General features: G+C 62.8%; 20 protein-coding genes. 11 read left to right on the plus strand and 9 right to left on the minus strand.

Features of this window, described 5'->3' with window-relative positions; translation table 11 throughout:
- Positions 1-113: 113 nt before the first annotated feature.
- The 6 genes from tusD to GYA94_RS10955 all read left to right on the plus strand — a co-directional run bounded on the left by tusD (position 114) and on the right by GYA94_RS10955 (position 3,561).
- Positions 114-506, plus strand: a complete 393-nt coding sequence (tusD, locus tag GYA94_RS10930) for a sulfurtransferase complex subunit TusD (protein WP_161892306.1) — start codon at positions 114-116, stop codon at positions 504-506.
- Position 507: 1 nt separating this feature from the next.
- The gene (gene tusC, locus GYA94_RS10935; protein WP_009682095.1) at positions 508-867 is read left to right on the plus strand and encodes a sulfurtransferase complex subunit TusC; all 360 of its coding nucleotides are present in this window, start codon (positions 508-510) and stop codon (positions 865-867) included.
- Entirely contained in the window at positions 867-1,163 is a 297-nt protein-coding gene (gene tusB / locus GYA94_RS10940; RefSeq protein ID WP_029887837.1) for a sulfurtransferase complex subunit TusB, read from the plus strand. The genes tusC and tusB overlap by 1 nt, the downstream gene beginning before the upstream one ends.
- A complete protein-coding gene (locus GYA94_RS10945; RefSeq protein WP_161892307.1) occupies positions 1,160-1,495 on the plus strand; it encodes a TusE/DsrC/DsvC family sulfur relay protein in 336 nt (111 codons plus the stop codon). The genes tusB and GYA94_RS10945 overlap by 4 nt, the downstream gene beginning before the upstream one ends.
- A gap of 11 nt (positions 1,496-1,506) precedes the next feature.
- Positions 1,507-2,508 (plus strand): glycosyl transferase family protein, encoded by a 1,002-nt coding sequence (locus GYA94_RS10950; RefSeq protein WP_161892311.1) that lies wholly within the window; start codon positions 1,507-1,509, stop codon positions 2,506-2,508.
- A gap of 93 nt (positions 2,509-2,601) precedes the next feature.
- The gene (locus GYA94_RS10955) at positions 2,602-3,561 is read left to right on the plus strand and encodes a glutathione S-transferase family protein (protein ID WP_110676048.1); all 960 of its coding nucleotides are present in this window, start codon (positions 2,602-2,604) and stop codon (positions 3,559-3,561) included.
- Positions 3,562-3,675: 114 nt separating this feature from the next.
- Here GYA94_RS10955 and cysG read toward each other — a convergent pair whose 3' ends face one another.
- From cysG to GYA94_RS10985, 6 genes are all read right to left on the minus strand, one after another.
- Positions 3,676-5,067 (minus strand): siroheme synthase CysG, encoded by a 1,392-nt coding sequence (gene cysG / locus GYA94_RS10960; RefSeq protein ID WP_054912653.1) that lies wholly within the window; start codon positions 5,065-5,067, stop codon positions 3,676-3,678.
- Positions 5,068-6,348, minus strand: a complete 1,281-nt coding sequence (serS, locus tag GYA94_RS10965; RefSeq protein WP_009683105.1) for a serine--tRNA ligase — start codon at positions 6,346-6,348, stop codon at positions 5,068-5,070.
- A 30-nt stretch (positions 6,349-6,378) separates the two neighbouring features.
- Positions 6,379-6,753: a fluoride efflux transporter CrcB gene (gene crcB, locus GYA94_RS10970; RefSeq protein ID WP_009683106.1), complete on the minus strand. Its 375-nt coding sequence runs from the start codon at positions 6,751-6,753 to the stop codon at positions 6,379-6,381.
- Positions 6,750-8,075, minus strand: coding sequence for a replication-associated recombination protein A (locus GYA94_RS10975; RefSeq protein ID WP_054904213.1), 1,326 nt, complete (start codon positions 8,073-8,075; stop codon positions 6,750-6,752). Before GYA94_RS10975 ends, crcB begins: the two co-directional genes overlap by 4 nt.
- Before the next feature lie 12 nt (positions 8,076-8,087).
- A complete protein-coding gene (lolA, locus tag GYA94_RS10980; protein WP_009683108.1) occupies positions 8,088-8,711 on the minus strand; it encodes an outer membrane lipoprotein periplasmic chaperone LolA in 624 nt (207 codons plus the stop codon).
- A 62-nt stretch (positions 8,712-8,773) separates the two neighbouring features.
- Positions 8,774-11,335 (minus strand): DNA translocase FtsK, encoded by a 2,562-nt coding sequence (locus GYA94_RS10985; protein WP_428842575.1) that lies wholly within the window; start codon positions 11,333-11,335, stop codon positions 8,774-8,776.
- 323 nt (positions 11,336-11,658) lie between these two features.
- Between GYA94_RS10985 and aat the strand changes: the two genes are divergently transcribed.
- The 3 genes from aat to infA all read left to right on the plus strand — a co-directional run bounded on the left by aat (position 11,659) and on the right by infA (position 13,426).
- Positions 11,659-12,342 (plus strand): leucyl/phenylalanyl-tRNA--protein transferase, encoded by a 684-nt coding sequence (aat, locus tag GYA94_RS10990; RefSeq protein WP_054881605.1) that lies wholly within the window; start codon positions 11,659-11,661, stop codon positions 12,340-12,342.
- A 55-nt stretch (positions 12,343-12,397) separates the two neighbouring features.
- Positions 12,398-13,105: an arginyltransferase gene (locus tag GYA94_RS10995; protein ID WP_009683113.1), complete on the plus strand. Its 708-nt coding sequence runs from the start codon at positions 12,398-12,400 to the stop codon at positions 13,103-13,105.
- 102 nt (positions 13,106-13,207) lie between these two features.
- Complete coding sequence (gene infA, locus GYA94_RS11000) at positions 13,208-13,426, plus strand: translation initiation factor IF-1 (protein WP_002553999.1); 219 nt, start codon at positions 13,208-13,210, stop codon at positions 13,424-13,426.
- An 84-nt stretch (positions 13,427-13,510) separates the two neighbouring features.
- Here infA and clpA read toward each other — a convergent pair whose 3' ends face one another.
- Entirely contained in the window at positions 13,511-15,781 is a 2,271-nt protein-coding gene (gene clpA / locus GYA94_RS11005; protein WP_029887829.1) for an ATP-dependent Clp protease ATP-binding subunit ClpA, read from the minus strand.
- A gap of 30 nt (positions 15,782-15,811) precedes the next feature.
- Complete coding sequence (gene clpS / locus GYA94_RS11010) at positions 15,812-16,174, minus strand: ATP-dependent Clp protease adapter ClpS (protein ID WP_009683116.1); 363 nt, start codon at positions 16,172-16,174, stop codon at positions 15,812-15,814.
- A 230-nt stretch (positions 16,175-16,404) separates the two neighbouring features.
- Here clpS and cspD point away from each other — a divergent pair, with 230 nt between their 5' ends.
- Positions 16,405-16,665, plus strand: coding sequence for a cold shock domain-containing protein CspD (cspD, locus tag GYA94_RS11015; RefSeq protein ID WP_161892309.1), 261 nt, complete (start codon positions 16,405-16,407; stop codon positions 16,663-16,665).
- Between the two features lie 71 nt (positions 16,666-16,736).
- On the opposite strand, the gene icd is transcribed toward cspD, so the two are convergent.
- Positions 16,737-17,993, minus strand: coding sequence for an NADP-dependent isocitrate dehydrogenase (icd, locus tag GYA94_RS11020; protein ID WP_054912648.1), 1,257 nt, complete (start codon positions 17,991-17,993; stop codon positions 16,737-16,739).
- Between the two features lie 487 nt (positions 17,994-18,480).
- On the opposite strand from icd, the gene GYA94_RS11025 reads away from it, so the two are divergent.
- A complete protein-coding gene (locus GYA94_RS11025; RefSeq protein ID WP_161892310.1) occupies positions 18,481-20,706 on the plus strand; it encodes an NADP-dependent isocitrate dehydrogenase in 2,226 nt (741 codons plus the stop codon).
- The last annotated feature ends 88 nt before the right edge of the window (positions 20,707-20,794 follow it).

Raw genomic sequence — 20,794 nt, forward strand, 5'->3', positions numbered from 1 at the left:
GCTTTGCAGCCCATCGCGACACAAGGCCTCCTACAAAAGCCCGCGCCCGCATGCACAAGCGGGCGCGGGCTTTTTTGCTTTATCATGGCGGTATTCCTTTGCATGAGTTACCCATGAAATTCGCTATCGCGGTGTTCTCCCCGGCCCATGCGCCCTCCTCGCGGCGCGCCTTGCGCTATGCCGAGGCGGTGCTGGCCGGCGGGCATGAGATTGCCCGGCTGTTCTTCTATCAGGACGGGGTATACAGTGCCTCGGCCAACGTGGTCGCGCCCCAGGATGAAGTGGACGTGGCCGCGCAGTGGCGTGCCTTTATCGAGACCCACCAGCTGGATGCCGTGGTGTGCATCGCCGCCGCCTTGCGCCGTGGCGTGCTCGACGAGGCCGAGGCCAACCGCTATCAGCGCCCGGCCGTGAACCTGCCCAAGCCATGGGAGTTGTCCGGCCTGGGGCAACTGCACGAGGCCGCGCAAGTCGCCGACCGCCTTGTCTGCTTTGGAGGCGACTGAAATGGCCAAATCCTTGTTGATCATCAGCCGCCAGGCGCCGTGGAACGGCCCATCTGCCCGCGAGGCGCTGGACATCGCCCTGGCCGGTGGCGCGTTCGACCTGCCGCTGGGCATGCTGTTCCTCGACGATGGCGTGTTCCAGCTGGCGCCAAACCAGCAACCTGCCGCCGTGCAACATAAGAACCTGGCCGCCAACCTGCAGGCGTTGCCGATGTTCGGCGTCGAAGAACTGTTCGCCTGCAACCACAGCCTCACCCGCCGTGGCCTGGCCGCCGACAGCCTGGCACTGCCAGTGCAAGTGCTGGATGACGCGGCACTGACCGCACTGATCGCCCGTTTCGACCAGGTGGTAACGCTCTGATGACGACCCTGCACGTAATTGCCCACTCCCCGTTCGGCGACGAGCGCCTGGCCAGTTGCCTGCGCCTGCTTGGCGCGCACGACGCCCTGCTGCTGTGCGGCGATGCGGTGTACGCCCTGCGCAGCGGCAGCGAGGCGTACCGCCAGTTGCAAGCCGCCAGCCTGGCCCAGCGCCTGTTCGCCCTGGACGAAGACCTGCAAGCCCGCGCGGTCGGCAACGACCTGGCCAAGGCCGTGGACTACGCCGGGTTCGTCGAACTGTCGCTGCACTACGACAAGGTCAACAGCTGGCTATGAATACCCTCACCGTTGCCGATCAGGCGATCGCCCTGGACAAGGACGGCTTCCTGGTCGACCTGCAAGACTGGTCCCATGCAGCCGCCGAGGCCCTTGCCGAGCGCGAGGGCATTGCCCTGACCGCGGACCACTGGGAAATCCTCGAACTGCTGCGACAGTTCTACCAGGAGTACCAGCTGTCCCCGGCCACCCGCCCACTGATCAAGTACACCGCCCTGAAGCTGGGCGCGGAGAAGGGCAATAGCCCGCACCTGAACCGCCTGTTCAATGGCACCCCCGCCAAACTTGCCGCCAAGCTGGCGGGCCTGCCCAAGCCGACCAATTGCATATGACCCTGCCACCCTTGAATCAAGCCCGCCCGCTGACCCTGGAAACTCCGGCCGAACACCCGTTCGCTGAATTCGTGCGCATTCTTGGCAAAGGCAAGCGCGGCGCGCGCGGCCTTACCCGCGAGGAAGCCAGTGCTGCCATGACCCTGCTGCTGGAAGGCAAGGTCGAGGACACGCAGCTGGGCGCCTTCCTGATGCTGCTGCGGCACAAGGAAGAAAGCGCCGAAGAGCTGGCCGGCTTCACCGAAGCGCTACGCGGCCACCTGCAGGCCCCGCGCATTGCCGTGGACCTGGACTGGCCAACCTACGCTGGCAAGAAGCGCCACTTACCCTGGTACCTGCTGGCCGCCAAATGCCTGGCCGGCAATGGTATTCGCATCCTGATGCATGGCGGCGGTGCACACACAGCCGGGCGCCTGTATACCGAGCAGTTGCTAGGCCTGCTGCATATCCCCCTGTGCCGCGACTGGGCAGCGGTCGACTCCGCCCTGGGCCAGCATCAGCTGGCGTTTTTCCCTTTGCACGACTGGGCGCCGCAACTGCAGCGTATGATCGACCTGCGCAACACCCTGGGCCTGCGCTCACCCATCCACTCCCTGGCGCGGGTGCTCAACCCGCTGGGCGCGCGTTGCGGCCTGCAAAGCATCTTCCACCCCGGTTACCAGGCGGTACACCGGGAGGCCAGCCGCCTGCTGGGCGACCATGCCGTGGTGATCAAGGGCGATGGCGGCGAGATCGAGGTCAACCCGGACGTCATCAGCCACCTCTACGGCACCACTGCCGGCGTAGCCTGGGATGAAGAATGGCCGGCGCTCAGCGAGCGCCGTCACGTCAAACCCGCCACGCTGCAACCGGAGCATTTGCTCGCCTTCTGGCGTGGCGAAGTGCAAGACAGCTACGGCGAGAAAGCGCTGATCGCGACCATGGCCTTGGCACTGCGTGGCCTGGAGCAGACCCGGGAACAGGCCTTCACCAACGCGCAGGCCTATTGGGACAACCGTGATAGATCGATTTAGTCGATAACACCACCCCGATCTTTGCGCTATTTCTTCGAACGATCTGGCCTAGACTGGGCTCCAACGACAAACCCTTTGTTCCAGGAGCTCACCATGGGCCTTTTGATCGACGGCCGCTGGCATGATCAGTGGTATGAAAACGGCAAGGACGGCACCTTCAAACGCGAAAACGCCCAGCGCCGCCATTCGTTGCCTGCCCCCGAAGCCGGCCGTTACCACCTGTACGTGTCGCTGGCCTGCCCTTGGGCCCACCGCACGTTGATCTTCCGCGCCATCAAAGGCCTAGCGCCGTTGATCGACGTTTCGGTAGTGAGCTGGCTGATGCAAGACCATGGCTGGACCTTCGACCAGCAGCAAGGCTCCAGCGGCGATCACCTCGATGCACTGCAGTACCTGCATCAGCGTTATACCCAGGACGACCCGCACTACACCGGCCGGGTGACAGTACCCGTGCTGTGGGACAAGAAAGAGAAACGTATCGTCAACAATGAGTCGGCTGAGATCATTCGCATTTTCAACAGCGCGTTCAACGAGTTAACCGGCAACACCCTCGACCTGTACCCCGCGCCGCTGCGTCCGGCCATCGAGGCGCTGAATGAACGTATCTATCCGGCGGTGAACAACGGCGTCTATCGCGCCGGCTTCGCGACTACGCAGGAGGCCTACGAGGCGGCGTTCGATGACGTGTTCAACGAACTGGATTACCTGGAAGAGCTGTTAGGCCGCAATCGCTACCTGGCGGGCGAATACCTGACTGAAGCCGATGTGCGCCTGTTCACCACGCTGGTGCGCTTCGACGCTGTGTATCACGGGCACTTCAAGTGCAACCTGCGGCGCCTCAGCGATTATCACAACCTGTCGAACTGGCTGCGTGAGCTGTACCAGTGGCCGGGGGTGGCGGGGACTGTAGATATGGAGCATATCCAGAAGCACTATTACATGAGCCACAAGACCATCAACCCGAACGGGATCGTGCCTAAGGGGCCGTTGCAGGATTTCAACCAGCCGCATGATCGGGAGCGGTTGGTGGGTAAAGGGATTTGGCAGGGTTGAGGCACTGGGGGCTGCTTTGCAGCCCATCGCGACACAAGGCCGCTCCTACAGCACAGTGCCTTGGTGTAGGAGCGGCCTTGTGTCGCGATGGGCCGCAAAGCGGCCCCGGCGGTTTCAGCTGTTCTGCGAACCTTCAAACCAGGCCAGCTTGTCGCGCAACTGCACCACTTCCCCAACAATCACCAGGGTCGGCGCATGCACTTCATGCTGGGCCACCAGCTCCGGCAAGTCCGCCAAGGTACCGGTGAACACCCGCTGGTTACGCGTAGTACCCTGCTGCACCAGGGCCGCCGGGGTACTGGCCGCACGCCCATGGCGAATCAGCTCTGCGCAGATCGTAGGCAAGCCCACCAAACCCATGTAGAACACCAGGGTCTGGGCCGGCGCCACCAGGTCATTCCATGGCAGGTTGCTGGTGCCATCCTTGAGGTGCCCGGTCACGAAGCGCACCGACTGGGCATGGTCGCGATGGGTCAGTGGAATGCCGCCATAGGCGGAACAGCCACTGGCCGCCGTAATACCCGGCACCACCTGGAAGGGAATGCCATGCTCGGCCAGCTCTTCGATCTCTTCGCCACCGCGCCCAAAGATGAACGGGTCGCCGCCCTTCAGGCGCAGTACGCGTTTGCCTTGCTGGGCCAGGTCAACCAACAGGCGGTTGATCTGGTCCTGCGGTACGGCGTGGTCAGCGCGGCGCTTGCCAACGTAGATACGCTCGGCATCACGCCGGCACATATCGATGATCGCCGGGGCCACCAGGCGGTCATACAGCACCACATCGGCCTGCTGCATGAGGCGCAAGGCGCGGAAGGTGAGCAGGTCCGGGTCGCCCGGGCCCGCACCTACCAGGTACACCTCGCCCCCCTGCTGCACCGGTGCGCCCTCCACCATCGCCTGCAACAGGCGTTCGGCTTCGGCGCCCTGCCCGGCCAGCTGGCGCTCGGCGATCGGGCCCTGGAACACGGTCTCCCAGAAGCCACGGCGCTGGTTCACGTCCGGATACAAGGACTTGACCTTGTGCCGGAACCGCGCCGCCAGCCCGGCCAGCTCACCGTAGGCAGCCGGGATCCAGGCTTCCAGCTTGGCGCGAATCAGACGCGCCAGCACCGGAGCGTCCCCACCACTGGACACCGCAATCACCAACGGTGAACGGTCGACAATCGCCGGGAAGATCACCGTGCACAAGGCCGGCGCGTCCACCACGTTGACTGGCAGGCTGACGGCCTGCGCATCGGCCGACACCTGCGCGTTCAGCCCAGGGTCGTCAGTGGCGGCGATCACCAGCCGGCACCCGACCAGGTCGGCGGCCTGGTAGCCACGCACCAGCACCTCACCGCCACCTTCCCGGGCCAACGCAGCCAACTGGCCGTCGACGTCCGGCGCCACCACGCGCAGCACACTCCCGGCATCCGCCAGCAAGCGCGCCTTGCGCAAGGCGATCTCACCGCCGCCGACGACCAGTACACGGCCGCCCTGCAGCTTGTGGAACAGCGGCAGATAATCCATTTAGCGGATGACCTCGACGCCGCCCATGTAAGGCTTCAGCACCTCTGGCACGCGGATCGAGCCGTCCGCCTGCTGGTAGTTTTCCAGCACCGCAACCAAGGTACGGCCAACCGCCAGGCCGGACCCGTTGAGGGTGTGTACCAGTTCCGGCTTGCCGGTTTCCGGGTTGCGCCAGCGGGCCTGCATGCGGCGCGCCTGGAAGTCGCCGCAGTTGGAGCACGAGCTGATTTCACGGTACTTGTCCTGGCTCGGCACCCACACTTCCAGGTCATAGGTTTTCACCGCGCCGAAGCCCATGTCGCCGGTGCACAGGGCCAGCACGCGGTACGGCAGCTCCAGCAGCTGCAGCACGCGCTCGGCATTGGCCGTCAGCCCTTCCAGGGCTTCCATCGATTTCGCCGGCTCCACCACCTGCACCATCTCGACCTTGTCGAACTGGTGCTGGCGGATCATGCCGCGGGTATCCCGGCCGGAAGCGCCCGCTTCACTGCGGAAGCACGGGGTGTGGGCAACCAGCTTCAGTGGCAGTTGCTTGGCATCCAGAATCGCGCCTGCCACCAGGTTGGTCAGCGACACCTCGGCAGTCGGGATCAGGTAGAAGTCAGCCTCGCCTTCGCGGGTGATCTTGAACAGGTCTTCTTCGAACTTCGGCAACTGGCCAGTGCCCTGCAGCGCTGGGGCCTGCACCAGGTACGGGGTGTAGTGTTCCTCGTAACCGTGCTCGCCGGTGTGCAGGTTGATCATGAACTGCGCCAGGGCGCGGTGCAGGCGGGCAATCGGCCCGCGCAGCACGGCAAAGCGTGCGCCGGACAGCTTGGCGGCGGCTTCGAAGTCCAGGCCACCGCTGAGTTCACCCAGGGCAACGTGGTCCTTGATGTCGAAATCGAAGGTTTGCGGGGTGCCCCAACGGCGCACTTCAACGTTGTCGTCTTCGCTGGCACCGACCGGTACGCTGGCATCCGGCAAGTTGGGGATGGTCAGCAGGATGCCGTCCAGCTCGGCCTGGATCTCGTCCAGCTCGGCCTTGCCGGCCGCCAGCTCATTGGCCATGCGCTCGACATCGGCCATCAGTGGGGCGATGTCCTCGCCCTTGGCCTTGGCCTGGCCGATGGACTTGGAACGGGCGTTACGCTCGGCCTGCAGCTGCTCGGTACGGGTCTGCACCGCCTTGCGGCGTTCTTCCAGTGATTCGATGCGCGCGACATCCAGGCTGAAGCCACGGGAGGCCAGGCGATCCGCCACTTCCTGAAGTTGGCCGCGTAACAGTTTGGAATCGAGCATATCGTTCTCTCGTTATAGGTAGGTGTTGGTTCAGAAACGGGTGAGGGACAGGCCGGCCCAGGTCGCGAGCAGCCCGCCCACTACGCTGATACTGGTATAGCCCAAGGCCAGCGGTACTTGCCCGCTTTCCATCAGGCGCACGGTATCGAGCGAAAAAGAGGAAAAAGTCGTAAGGCCACCAAGGAAGCCGACGATCAAGCCGGCGCGCAACTCGACCGGCGCCAGTGGCTTGTGCAGGAACAAGCCGTAGAGCAGGCCGATCAGCAGGCAGCCAACCAGGTTGACCGCCAGCGTACCGGCATAGAAGTGCCGTGGCCAGTGGGCGGTGACCCAATTGGCGGTGGCAAAGCGCAGCAACGTACCGGCGACGCCCCCGGCACTCACGGCAGCGATCAAGGCAATCATGGTTTTCTCCGCTGACGGGGGCTGTTGCGGTCCAGGTCGGCCAGGTGGCGCAGCTTCTCGCCGATTTTCAGTTCCAGGCCGCGCGGCACCGGCTGGTAGTACTGGCGCGGCTCGAGTGCATCGGGGAAGTAGTCCTCGCCGGCTGCATAGGCGTCGGGCTCGTCATGGGCGTAGCGGTACTCGTCGCCGTAACCCAGTTGCTTCATGAGCTTGGTGGGCGCATTGCGCAAGTGCAGTGGCACTTCCAGCGAGCCATGCTCGGCGGCTTCGCGCAGGGCGGTCTTGAAGCCCATGTACACCGCGTTGCTCTTCGGCGCACAGGCCAGGTAGGTGATGGCCTGGGCCACCGCCAGCTCGCCTTCGGGGCTGCCCAGGCGTTCTTGTACATCCCAGGCCGCCAGGCACAAGCCGAGCGCCCGCGGGTCGGCGTTGCCAATGTCTTCGCTGGCCATGCGCACCACACGGCGGGCGATGTACAGCGGGTCGCAGCCGCCGTCGAGCATGCGCGCGAACCAGTACAGGGCGCCGTCCGGGTTGGAACCGCGTACCGATTTGTGCAGCGCGGAAATCTGGTCGTAGAAGGCTTCGCCGCCCTTGTCAAAACGGCGACGGCTGTCGCCCAACAGGCTCTGCAGCATCTCGACGTCGATTTCACTGCCGTCTTCGGCCAGGTCCGAGGCATTTTCGAGAAAATTGAGCATGCGCCGGCCATCGCCGTCTGCGGCGGCCATCAGCATCTTGAAGGCATCGTCGCCCACCCGCAGGTTGCGCTTGCCCAGGCCACGCTCCTCGGTGAGGGCGCGGTCGACCAGCTTGCGCAACGCCGCCTCGTCCAGGCTTTTGAGCACATACACCCGCGCCCGCGACAACAGTGCGTTGTTGAGCTCGAACGAGGGGTTTTCGGTGGTGGCGCCAATGAACAGCAGGGTGCCGTCTTCCACGTAGGGCAAGAAGGCATCCTGCTGCGACTTGTTGAAGCGGTGCACCTCGTCGACGAACAGAATGGTGCGGCGGCCGTATTGCCCTGCCTGCTGCTTGGCAACCTCCACCGCCTGGCGAATTTCCTTCACCCCGGCCAGTACCGCCGACACGGTTTCGAAATGCGCATCACAGAACTGCGCCAGCAGCCGCGCCAGGGTGGTCTTGCCTACCCCTGGCGGGCCCCAGAAGATCATCGAGTGCAGCGCGCCTTGCTCCAATGCCTCGCGCAGCGGTTTGCCGCGCGCCAGCAGGTGCTCCTGGCCTACGTACTCGTCCAGGTTGGACGGGCGCAGGCGGGCCGCCAGAGGCTGGGCGACAGGTTCGCTTCGAAACAGGTCCATGGCGAGCTCTGGTTACTCCTTGATCACGTCCGCGCCTTTGGGAATGTCGAACTTGAACCTGCTGTCCGGCACCGCCTGGTTGGCCTTGACGCCATTGAACAGGATGTTGGTGCGCTGGCCGACGCTGTCGATCAGCTGCATGTCATTGATCAGGCCCTTGCGGAACGACACGCGCAGCGAGTCGAACAAGGTGTCCTTGGTTTTCGGCTTGAGGGTGAAGTCCATCACTTCGCCCTGCTCCTTCGAGGTGATGTCGAAGCTCTGGCTGATTTTCGACACATCACCCGACAGCAGCAGCGCCGGGGTCTGGTTCAGGCGCACGTCGAGCTTCTTGATGGTGGCCTGTTCCAGGTCCGGGTCCCACAGGGTGACGTTCTTGCCGTCCGACACCACCACTTGCTCCTGCGGTGCGTCGGTATGCCAGTAGAACAGGCCCGGCCGCTTGACGGTCATCTTGCCCGAGGTTTCCTGCAGGCTGGTGCCATCGGCGCCCAAGGTCAGCTGCGAGAAATTGGCCTCGATGGTCTGTGACTTTTCCAGCAACTGGGTCAGGCGTTGCACATCCTGCTCACCGGCATAAGCGGTAACCGAGCCCAGGGTCAGGGCAGAAACCAACAGCATGCGAATCGCGCGCATGGGAATCCTCATTGAGCATTGAAAAGGCCGGGCACCAACGCTGGCGCCCGGCAGGGTGTTCATCAGTCGCGCGGGCCGCCTGGGGCAATTACTTCCCGCGAGCCGTTGCTGTTCATCGGGGTAACGACGCCGGCCATTTCCATCGACTCGATCATGCGGGCGGCACGGTTGTAGCCGATCTTCAGTTTGCGCTGCACGGCAGAAATGGAAGCACGACGGCTCTCGAGCACGAACTGCACCGCTTCATCATACAGCGCATCGGTTTCGGCATCGTCGCCATCACCACCACCGCCGCCGCCGTCGAAGCCGCTGCCGGCTTCTTCCACGCCATTGAGAATGTCGTCGTTGTAGTCTGGGGCGCCGCGCAGCTTCCACGCCTCGACCGTGCGGTGCACCTCGTCGTCGGAAACGAACGCGCCATGCACCCGGATCGGCAGGCTGGTGCCCGGCGGCATGTACAGCATGTCACCGTGGCCCAGCAGTTGTTCGGCACCGCCCTGGTCGATGATGGTCCGCGAGTCGATCTTGCTCGACACCTGGAAGGCCATGCGGGTCGGGATGTTGGCCTTGATCAGACCGGTGATCACGTCCACCGAGGGGCGCTGGGTGGCGAGGATAAGGTGAATGCCCGCCGCACGCGCTTTCTGCGCGATACGGGCGATCAGTTCTTCGACCTTCTTGCCGACAATCATCATCATGTCGGCGAATTCGTCGACCACCACCACGATGGTCGGCAGGGTTTTCAGCGCCGGCGGCTCGTCGTCCATGCTTTCGCGGCGGTACAGCGGGTCGTGGATGATTTCCCCGGCTTCCTGGGCGTCCTTGATCTTGCGGTTGAAGCCGGCCAGGTTACGCACACCCATGGCCGCCATCAGCTTGTAGCGGCGCTCCATCTCGGCCACGCTCCAGCGCAGGGCGTTGGCGGCGTCCTTCATGTCGGTGACCACCGGGCACAACAGGTGCGGAATGCCTTCGTAGATCGACAGCTCGAGCATTTTCGGGTCGATCATGATCAGCCGCGCGTCTTCCGGGCTGGACTTGAACAGGATCGACAGGATCATCGCGTTGACCCCCACCGACTTACCGGAACCCGTGGTACCGGCCACCAACAGGTGGGGCATCTTGGCCAGGTCGGTAATCACCGGCTTGCCGCCAATGTCGTGGCCCAGGGCCAGGGTGACAGGGGACTTCTGCTCATCGTACTGCGGCGTGGCCAGCACTTCGGAGAAACGCACCATCTGGCGGTTTTCGTTGGGGATCTCGATACCCACGGTGGTCTTGCCGGGGATGACCTCGACCACACGCACGCTGGTCACCGCCAGCGACCGCGCCAGGTCCTTGGCCAGGTTGGCGATACGGCTGACCTTGACGCCAGCGGCAGGCTGGATTTCGTAACGGGTGATCACCGGGCCTGGGTGGATGGAGTCCACCGAGACCTCAACGCCGAACTCCTTGAGCTTGATTTCCAGCAGCTGACCGACACCGGCCAGGGATTCTGGCGAGTACTCGATCTTCTTCTGTTCGGCCGGGTCGAGGATGGATATCGACGGCAGCGTGCCCTCCACGGCGCTGTCGATGAACAGCGGCGTCTGCTTCTCTTTCATCACCCGCTTGCTCGGCTCTGGCGCCTTGTCTGCGGCCGGTGGCACGATGGTTGGCGTGGACGACGGCACACGGGCAAGGCTTGGCTCGCGGGGCGGCACCACCGGCTCGCGGGCCAGGGCCGGTTCGCGGGCCGGGGCCACGGGCTCGCGCCCGAGGGTCGGCTCACGGGGCTCGACCACCGCTGCCGGCGCCTCTTCACGCTTGAAGATGCGCTCACGCAGCGCCGGTTTGGCGGGTTCGCGTTTCTCGGCGACCGTTGGCGCGGCCTTCACCACGGGCTCATCCTCGCGCAACTGCGCTTCAAGGCGCTTGCGTTCGTTGCGGGCTTCCCACCAGCGATTGGCGGCGCCCTGCACCAGTTCGAACAGGTCGAGGGTGATCTTGCCCGTCAGGTCCATCACCTTGAACCACGACAGGTCGGTGAACACGGTCAGGCCGAACAGGAACAGGGCAATGAACATGAGCGTACTGCCCTGCACGTTCAGCAGGTTGCGCGCCAGGTCGCCAAGGCTCTCGCCCAGGGCGCCGCCGGCAGAAAATGGCAAGCTCGCAGGCGAATGGAAGTGGATATGCGCCAGCGCCGCCCCCGACAACACCAGGAACACCAGGCCGATCAGCCGCCAGGAAAACAGCCAGCCGCTCCAGTCCCAGGGCTGATGGCGCTGGCGGAAGATCTGCCAGGTTTTCACCGCCAGCAGCAGCGGGAAGATATAGGCGAAGTAACCCAACACCATGAACAGGATGTCGGCAAAGTAGGCACCGGCACGCCCGGCGGCGTTCTGCACCTGGTCGACGGTGGCGGTGTGGCTGAAGCCCGGATCCGAGGTGTCGTAGGTCAGCAGCGCCATCCACAGGTACAGGCACAGAGCGCCAACGGCGATCAACGCACCTTCCTTGAGGCGATAATGCAGCTGCTGCCGCCACAGGGGCACGGGCAAGGGAGCTGGGGTTGCGGTGGATTTCTTCAAAACACGTCTATTCCTGCGCGTGTTGCGCGTCCAATAGTGCTCGGCCGGCAGTGCGGCCAATGAACCACTACTTTTAACATTACTGCCCGCCCACTGCCATGACGGCGCGCCATAAGGCGCTCAAGCGGGGGCGACTTTCACATGCCTGCAATTTGAGCACGCATTTTCTTTCGTGACAAAGGCTTATGCTGTGTTTTTGCACAGGTATGACAGCAAATGTAGCGGATGGTGCCTGTGGTTTCATCAATGTGCAGGAAATTGCCCGAATTTCGCGGCCGTGCCGGCCCTGGCCGCCGCTGCCGGCGCTCAGCCATTGACCCTGCCGGGCGCGCACGCCATGCTGCCCGCTCCCCTCCCCCACCGCACGATAGACCATGCTCACCTGGCTGACCCGCGACTCGCTGACCTTCCCGCCCCTGGAAAAGGCCCTGCACGAACCCAACGGCCTGCTCGCCGCCGGCGGCGACCTGAGCCCCGAACGGCTGGTGCAGGCCTACCGCCATGGCTGCTTCCCCTGGTACCAGGACGGCCAGCCGATCCTGTGGTGGTCACCCGACCCGCGCACGGTGTTGCTGCCCGACCAGCTTCACGTATCGCGCTCGCTGGCCAAGCTGATGCGCCAGGGGCGCTACCAGGTCAGTTTCGACAGCGACTTCCCGGCGGTCATCGACGCCTGCGCCGCCCCCCGCGATTACGCCGACGGCACCTGGATCACCGATACCATGCGCAACGCCTACTGCGAACTGCACCGTCGCGGCATTGCCCACTCGGTCGAAGTACGCCAGCACGGCGAACTGGTCGGCGGCCTGTACGGCCTGGCCATGGGCCAGTTGTTCTTCGGCGAATCGATGTTCAGCCGCGCCGACAACGCCTCCAAGGTCGGTTTCGTGACCCTGGTCGAGCACCTGCGCCAGGCCGGCTTCGTACTGATCGATTGCCAGATGCCCACCAACCACCTGCACAGCCTCGGCGCCCATGCCATCAGCCGCGCCGAGTTCGCCCGCTACCTGGCCCGCCACCTCGACCAGCCCAACAGCGCGACCTGGGTGGTTGCCTAGGCGGTTTTCCCTGGCTGGCTTACACTTAGAACAAAGTCTCACCGAGGGGTTGATCATGACAGAGTTGGCGCGGTTGAAGTTCTATGCCACTCAACCCCACTCCTGCAGTTACCTGCCCGACGAGCAGGCAACCACGCTGTTCCTCGACCCCAGCCAGCCGATGGACGTGAACGTCTATGCCGACTTGTCGGACATGGGTTTTCGCCGCAGTGGCGACCACTTGTATCGCCCCCACTGCCAGAACTGCAACGCCTGCGTACCGGCGCGCATCCCCGCGGCCCGCTTCATTCCCAACCGCCAGCAGCGGCGCATTCTCAAGCGCAATGCCGACCTCAGCGTGAGCGCAGCGCGGCCGGCGTTCAAGGAAGAGTACTTCGAGCTGTACCGGCGTTATATCGAAACCCGCCATGCCGACGGTGACATGTACCCACCCAGCCGCGACCAGTTTTCCACCTTCTTGGTGCGGGACCTGCCCTTCTGCTGGTTCTACGAATTTCGCCTGGCCGGCCGGCTGATGGCAGTGGCCGTGTGCGACGTGCTGCCCAATGGCCTGTCAGCGGTCTACACCTTTTACGAGCCCGACGAAGAGCGCCGCAGCCTGGGCCGTTTCGCCATTCTCTGGCAGATCGGCGAAGCCCTGCGCAAGGATCTGGAGGCGGTGTACCTGGGCTACTGGATCAAGAACTGCAAGAAGATGAACTACAAGACACAGTATCGGCCCATCGAATTGTTGATAAACCAGCGCTGGGTCACCCTCAACTGAAAGCATTGGCTTGACACACAGTTTTCCGGCATAATCCACGCCACTTTTTTGCCCGGTGCGGATATGCGTCGGGCCAACACTGGACACCGAGGGCTCAACTGCATGTCGAAAGAAGACAGCTTCGAAATGGAAGGTACTGTCGTCGACACCCTGCCCAACACCATGTTCCGCGTGGAGTTGGAAAACGGGCACGTCGTAACCGCGCACATCTCCGGAAAGATGCGCAAAAACTACATCCGTATTCTCACTGGCGACAAGGTCCGCGTCGAGCTGACGCCTTATGACCTGAGCAAGGGCCGCATCACCTACCGTGCGCGCTAAGCTCCAGCCATGAAAAAGCCCGGCCAAGTGCCGGGCTTTTTCATGCCTTCAAGTTTGTAAGGGGCTGCGTTGCAGCCCCATGTATCACGCTACTTCAGCCGTGGTCTCGAAGTCGAACACCAACTCGCCATCGCGCAAGTCGACGTGCACCACACCGCCATGCTCGGCCAACTCACCAAACAGGATCTCCTCGGCCAGCGGCCGCTTGATCTTGTCCTGAATCAACCGCGCCATCGGCCGCGCGCCCATCTGCGCGTCATACCCCGAGGCCGCCAGCCAGCCGCGGGCCTCGTCGCTGACCTCAAGCAGCACGCGCTTGTCTTCGAGCTGCGCCTGCAGTTCGATAAGGAACTTGTCGACGATGCTCTTGATGGTTTCGGTGCTCAGGCGGCCAAACTGGATGATGGTATCCAGGCGGTTGCGGAACTCTGGCGTAAAGCTCTTGCGGATCACTTCCATCGCATCGGACGCATGGTCCTGATGGGTAAAGCCGATCGAGGCCCGCGACGCGGTTTCCGCGCCGGCGTTGGTGGTCATGATCAGGATCACGTTACGGAAGTCGGCCTTGCGCCCGTTGTTGTCGGTAAGGGTACCGTGGTCCATCACCTGCAGCAGCAGGTTGAAGACCTCCGGGTGCGCCTTCTCGATTTCGTCGAGCAGCAACACGCAATGCGGCTGCTTGGTAATCGCCTCGGTCAGCAGACCACCCTGGTCGAACCCGACATAGCCGGGCGGTGCACCGATCAAGCGCGAAACGGTATGGCGCTCCATGTACTCGGACATATCGAAGCGCACCAGCTCCACACCCAGCGCCTTGGCCAATTGCCGGGCCGCTTCGGTCTTGCCGACGCCGGTAGGGCCGGCAAACAGGAACGAACCCACTGGCTTGTCAGGTGCCTTGAGGCCGGCACGCGACAGCTTGATGGCCGTGGACAGCGAATCGATGGCCTGGTCCTGACCGAAAACGGTCAGCTTCAGGTCGCGCTCCAGGTTACGCAGCAGTTCCTTGTCGGAGCTGCTGACATGCTTCGGCGGAATTCGCGCAATCTTGGCGACGATATCCTCCACCTGCGGCACGTCGATGCGCTTGACGCGGCTGGCTTCCGGCTGCAGGCGCTGGTAGGCGCCAGCCTCGTCGATCACGTCGATGGCCTTGTCCGGCATGTGCCGGTCATTGATGTAGCGCGAGGCCAGCTCGGCGGCGGCGCGCAGGGCTTCGTCGCTGTACTCGATATTGTGGTGGCTTTCGAACCGCCCTTTCAGGCCGCGCAGGATGCCCACGGTGTCTTCAACCGAGGGTTCGCTGACATCTACCTTCTGGAAACGCCGCGCCAAGGCACGGTCCTTCTCGAAGATGCCACGGAATTCCTGGAAGGTCGTGGAGCCGATGCAGCGGATTTCACCCGAAGACAACAGCGGCTTGAGCAGGTTGGACGCATCCATTACCCCACCCGACGCCGCACCGGCACCGATGATGGTGTGGATCTCATCGATGAACAGAATGGCCTGCGGGCGCTTGCGCAGCTCGCCAAGCAGCGCCTTGAAGCGCTTCTCGAAGTCGCCGCGGTACTTGGTACCGGCCAGCAGCGCGCCCAGGTCGAGCGAGTACACCACGCTCTGTGCCAGCAGGTCAGGCACCTGGCCATCGACAATACGCTTGGCCAGCCCTTCGGCAATCGCCGTTTTGCCTACCCCGGCCTCACCCACCAGCAGCGGGTTGTTCTTGCGGCGGCGGGCAAGGATCTGCGCAACGCGCTCCACTTCCTGCTCGCGGCCTACCAGCGGGTCGATACGGCCAGCACGTGCCAGCTCGTTGAGGTTGCTGGCATAGGCGTCCAGCGGGTTGCTGGAAGAAGAGGTTTCACCGCCCTCTTCGTCCTGCATGTCCTGGTCGCTCTCGGATTGCGAGCCATGCCCCGGCACCTTGGAGATGCCGTGGGCGATGTAGTTGACTACATCGATGCGGGCCACGCTCTGCTGCTTGAGCAGGAACACGGCCTGGCTTTCCTGTTCGCTGAAGATCGCCACCAGTACGTTGGCGCCGGTCACTTCACGCTTGCCAGAGCTTTGTACGTGGAACACGGCGCGTTGCAGCACACGCTGGAAGCCCAGGGTTGGCTGGGTTTCCCTGTCTTCATCGTTGACAGGAATCAGCGGCGTGGTCGAATCGATGAACTCTTGCAGGTCGTGCTTGAGCTTGTCGAGATTGGCGCCACAGGCGCGCAGAACGGTCGCGGCAGCCTCATTGTCCAGGAGTGCCAGCAGCAGATGTTCGACGGTCATGAATTCATGACGCTTCGAACGGGCCTCCTTGAAGGCAAGATTGAGGGTGACTTCGAGCTCGCGGTTTAACATAGCTTCACCTCATACCCAAGTGGTCGGCGATTAACCGTCCTTCTCGATTTCACAGAGTAGCGGATGCTGGCTTTCCCTGGCGTATTGGTTGACCTGCATAGCCTTCGTTTCGGCGATGTCACGGGTAAACAATCCGCACACTGCCCGCCCCTCGGTATGGACGGTCAGCATGATCTTGGTCGCCAGCTCGCGGTTCAGACTGAAGAACGTCTCGAGCACTTCGACGACGAAATCCATCGGTGTGTAGTCATCGTTGAACAAAACCACCTTGTACATCGGTGGCGCCTGCAGGATCGGCTTGGCTTCCTGAACCGCCAGACCGGAGCCATCGTCCTCATTCGATTGAGGACGATCCTGATTGAATGTTAGTCGAATCTGGCTGTGTGCATGCATGGAAAGAATTTCATCACATCGACAGGTTAAGGTTGTGGGTTGACCCTGCGAACGGCCATTGGTGCAGCCGCTGCATGACCTTGACTATCGGCAAAACGGTGTTACAACCAATAGGAACCCACCGTGGTCGATAAAGATCCGCGCAGTCAACCAGATTTTTTCGCAAGGTTCGTATGCGGATGAAGTGGATGATACTCCAGTGATGGAGTCCTTTGCAGAGGGACATAGGGATGGCAAGCGGTAAAGTCAAGTGGTTCAACAATGCCAAGGGCTATGGATTCGTCAATGAAGAGGGCAAGGACGACGACTTGTTCGCTCATTATTCAGCCATCCAGATGGACGGGTACAAGACGCTCAAGGCCGGCCAGGCCGTGACCTTCGATGTCATCCAAGGCCCGAAAGGTTTTCATGCCGTCAACATCAGAAGTGCATCCGCGGCTGCGCCCGCGCCGGCCAGTGCACAGCCCGTGGGCAGCACGGCCAACGCCTGACCGACTGCCCTGCCAGCGGTAAACGAAAAGAAAGGCCGCTTCTTTACCAGAAGCGGCCGTTTCACATTCGCTTACATATGTTTGATCATGGCGTCGCCGAAGCCCGAACTTCCCACCAGCGTGGCACCGTCCATCAGGCGCTCGAAGTCGTAAGTCACGGTCTTGGCCGCAATCGCGCCATTGGTGCCTTTGATGATCAGGTCGGCGGCCTCGGTCCAGCCCATGTGGCGCAGCATCATTTCTGCCGAAAGAATCACCGAACCCGGGTTGACCTTGTCCTGCCCGGCATACTTGGGCGCCGTGCCGTGGGTAGCCTCGAACATGGCCACGGTGTCGGACAGGTTGGCCCCGGGGGCTATACCGATGCCGCCCACCTCCGCCGCCAGGGCGTCAGACAAATAGTCGCCGTTGAGGTTGAGCGTGGCGATCACATCGTACTCGGCCGGGCGTAGCAGGATCTGCTGGAGCATGGCATCGGCAATGGCGTCCTTGACGATGACTTCGCGGCCGGTCTTGGGGTTGTTGAACTTCATCCACGGCCCGCCGTCGAGCAACTCGGCACCGAACTCGTCACGCGCCACTTCGTAGCCCCAGTCCTTGAAGGCACCTTCGGTGAACTTCATGATGTTGCCCTTGTGCACCAGCGTCAGCGACTCGCGGTCGTTATCCACCACATATTGCAGGGCTTTGCGTACCAGACGCTTGGTCCCTTCGCGGGAAACCGGCTTGATACCAATGCCGCAGTCCTGGTCGAAACGGATCTTGGTAACGCCCATTTCCTCCTTGAGGAACTTGATCACCTTGTCAGCTTCCGGCGAACCGGCCTTCCATTCGATGCCGGCATAGATGTCTTCGGAGTTCTCCCGGAAGATCACCATGTCGACATCCCCCGGTTTTTTAACCGGGCTTGGCACACCCTGGAACCACAGCACAGGGCGCAGGCACACATACAGGTCCAACTGCTGGCGCAAAGCCACGTTCAGCGAACGGATGCCGCCACCCACCGGGGTGGTCAGCGGGCCCTTGATCGACACCACATAGTCACGCACGGCGTCGAGGGTTTCCTGCGGCAGCCAGGTGTCCTGGTCGTAGACGTGGGTGGCCTTTTCGCCGGCGTACACCTCCATCCAGGCGATCTTGCGCTTGCCGCCATAGGCTTTCTGCACAGCGGCATCGACCACCTTGATCATCACCGGTGAGACGTCAACGCCGATCCCGTCGCCTTCGATGTAGGGAATGATCGGCTGGTCAGGCACGTTGAGCGAATGGTCTGCATTGACGGTGATCTTGGCGCCGTCGGTCGGAACCTTGATTTTCTGGTATGCCATGCTTGCACTACTCCGCTATCGGGTGTGGGTTGGACATCAAGCGTAGCAATGAGCCTAAACCACATCTGCCGACCTGCAAGCTGACGGCGTGGACGCGGGCGCGCCTGCGCAGAACACCCCGCCAGCGCTGCGGCATTACGCCACATTGCCCCTCAGTCTTTGGTCTTATAAATGGGCCGATATCACTTGGCCTTGCTGATTAGGCCAAATGGTTTGGTATACTCCGCCGCGACCGTTGGGTCATCGGGGCGAATCCCAGGAAAATGCGGACCGCCCTGGGCCGTGATCGGCCGAAAAGCCGGGCCTTTTCCGCCTGGCTGCCAAAGCCTGGGCTGTTACCGCAGTTCAGCACTTGACGCTCGACTGATGCATCCACCATCACCGCTCGCAGCTTCTCGACTTTCCGCTCATGGCTTGCCAGGGCGATGCGCCTTACCCTGCGCACCACGAGACTCGAGCACGCTCAGCACACAGAGAGTTAACCCGCATGCCCACCCGTTCCAAGATCATCTATACCTTCACCGACGAAGCCCCTGCCCTCGCCACCTACTCGCTGCTGCCGATCATCGAAGCGTTCACCGCTTCGGCTGACATCGCTGTCGAAACTCGCGACATCTCCCTGGCTGGCCGTATCCTTGCCGCCTTCCCGGAGCAACTGGGCGCAGAGAAGCAAGTAGGCGATCACCTGGCGGAACTGGGCCAGCTGGCTACCACCCCTGAAGCCAACATCATCAAGCTGCCGAACATCAGCGCTTCGGTACCGCAGCTCAAAGCCGCGATCAAGGAGCTGCAAGGCAAGGGCTACAACATCCCTGACTACGCCGACGAGCCGGCCACCGAGCAAGAGAAAGAATCCCGCGCCCGCTACGACCGCATCAAAGGTTCGGCCGTGAACCCGGTCCTGCGTGAAGGCAACTCCGACCGCCGCGCACCGCTGTCGGTCAAGAACTACGCGCGCAAGCACCCGCACAAGATGGGCGCCTGGGCCGCCGACTCCAAGTCGCACGTCGCCCACATGACCCAAGGCGACTTCTACGGCAGCGAAAAAGCTGCACTGATCGAAGCTGACGACAGCGTACGTATCGAACTGGTCGGCAAAGACGGCAGCACCACCGTGCTGAAGGAAAAGACCGCGGTCAAGGCTGCCGAAGTCATCGACTGCGCAACCATGAGCCGCAAGGCCCTGAAGGCCTTCATCGCCGAGCAGATCGCCGATGCCAAGGCCACCGGCGTGCTGCTGTCGGTACACCTGAAAGCCACCATGATGAAGGTCTCCGACCCGATCATGTTCGGCGTCATCGTCGAAGAGTTCTACAACGACGTGCTGGCCAAGCACGCCGCCGCCCTGGCCGAAGTCGGCTTCAACGCCAACAACGGCATCGGCGACCTGTACGCCCGCATCAAGGACCTGCCAGCTGACAAGCAGGCCGAGATCGAAGCCGATATCCAGGCCCTGTACGCCCAGCGCCCGGCCCTGGCCATGGTCAACTCCGACAAGGGCATCACCAACCTGCACGTACCGAGCGACGTGATCGTCGACGCCTCGATGCCGGCCATGATCCGTGACTCGGGCAAGATGTGGAACACCGCTGGCGAACTGCAAGACGCCAAGGCAGTGATCCCGGACCGTTGCTACGCCGGCATCTACCAGGCCACCATCGAAGACTGCAAGGCCAACGGCGCCTTCGACCCGACCACCATGGGCAGCGTGCCGAACGTTGGCCTGATGGCGCAGAAAGCCGAAGAGTACGGCTCCCACGACAAGACCTTCCAGGTCAAGGCCGACGGCGTGGTTCGCGTGGTCGACAGCAAGGGCAACGTGGTTCTGGAGCAGAACGTCGAGGCCGGTGACATCTTCCGCATGTGCCAGACCAAGGACGCGCCGATCCAGGACTGGGTCAAGCTGGCCGTCAACCGTGCCCGCCTCAGCGACACCCCAGCGGTGTTCTGGCTGGACCCGGCACGCGCCCACGACGGCGTGATGATCGAGAAAGTGCAAAATTACCTGAAGGATCACGACACCACCGGCCTGGACATTCGTGTCATGGCCCCGGTCGACGCCATCAAGTTCTCCCTGGCCCGCATTCGCGAAGGCAAGGACACCATCTCGGTTACCGGTAACGTACTGCGCGACTACCTGACCGACCTGTTCCCGATCATGGAACTGGGCACCAGCGCCAAGATGCTGTCGATCGTGCCGCTGATGAGTGGCGGCGGCCTGTTCGAAACCGGCGCCGGCGGCTCGGCACCCAAGCACGTGCAGCAGCTGGTCGAAGAAAACTTCCTGCGTTGGGACTCGCTGGGTGAATTCCTGGCCCTGGCCGCTTCCCTGGAGCACCTGGGCAACACCTACGACAACCCGCGCGCCAAGGTTCTGGCCAGCACCCTGGACCAGGCAACCGGCAAGTTCCTCGACACCAACAAGTCGCCATCGCGCAAAGTTGGCGGTATCGACAACCGCGGCAGCCACTTCTACCTGACCCTGTACTGGGCCCAGGCCCTGGCTGCACAGAGCGACGACGCCGCCCTGCAGGCACGCTTCGCCCCACTGGCCAAGACCCTGACCGAGAACGAGGAGACCATCGTCGCCGAGCTCAACGCCGTTCAGGGCAAGCCAGCCGACATCGGTGGCTACTACGCCCCGGACGCCGAGCTGACCGCCAAGGTGATGCGCCCAAGCCAGACCCTGAACAGCGCCATCGCCGCCCTGTAAGGTCCGCTTGACGTAACAGCACAAACCCCGGCCACGCACCGGGGTTTGTGCTTTTTCAGCTGCAAGTTTCAAGCTACAAGCTACAAGC

Source organism: Pseudomonas juntendi, from assembly GCF_009932375.1.
Lineage (GTDB): Bacteria > Pseudomonadota > Gammaproteobacteria > Pseudomonadales > Pseudomonadaceae > Aquipseudomonas > Aquipseudomonas juntendi.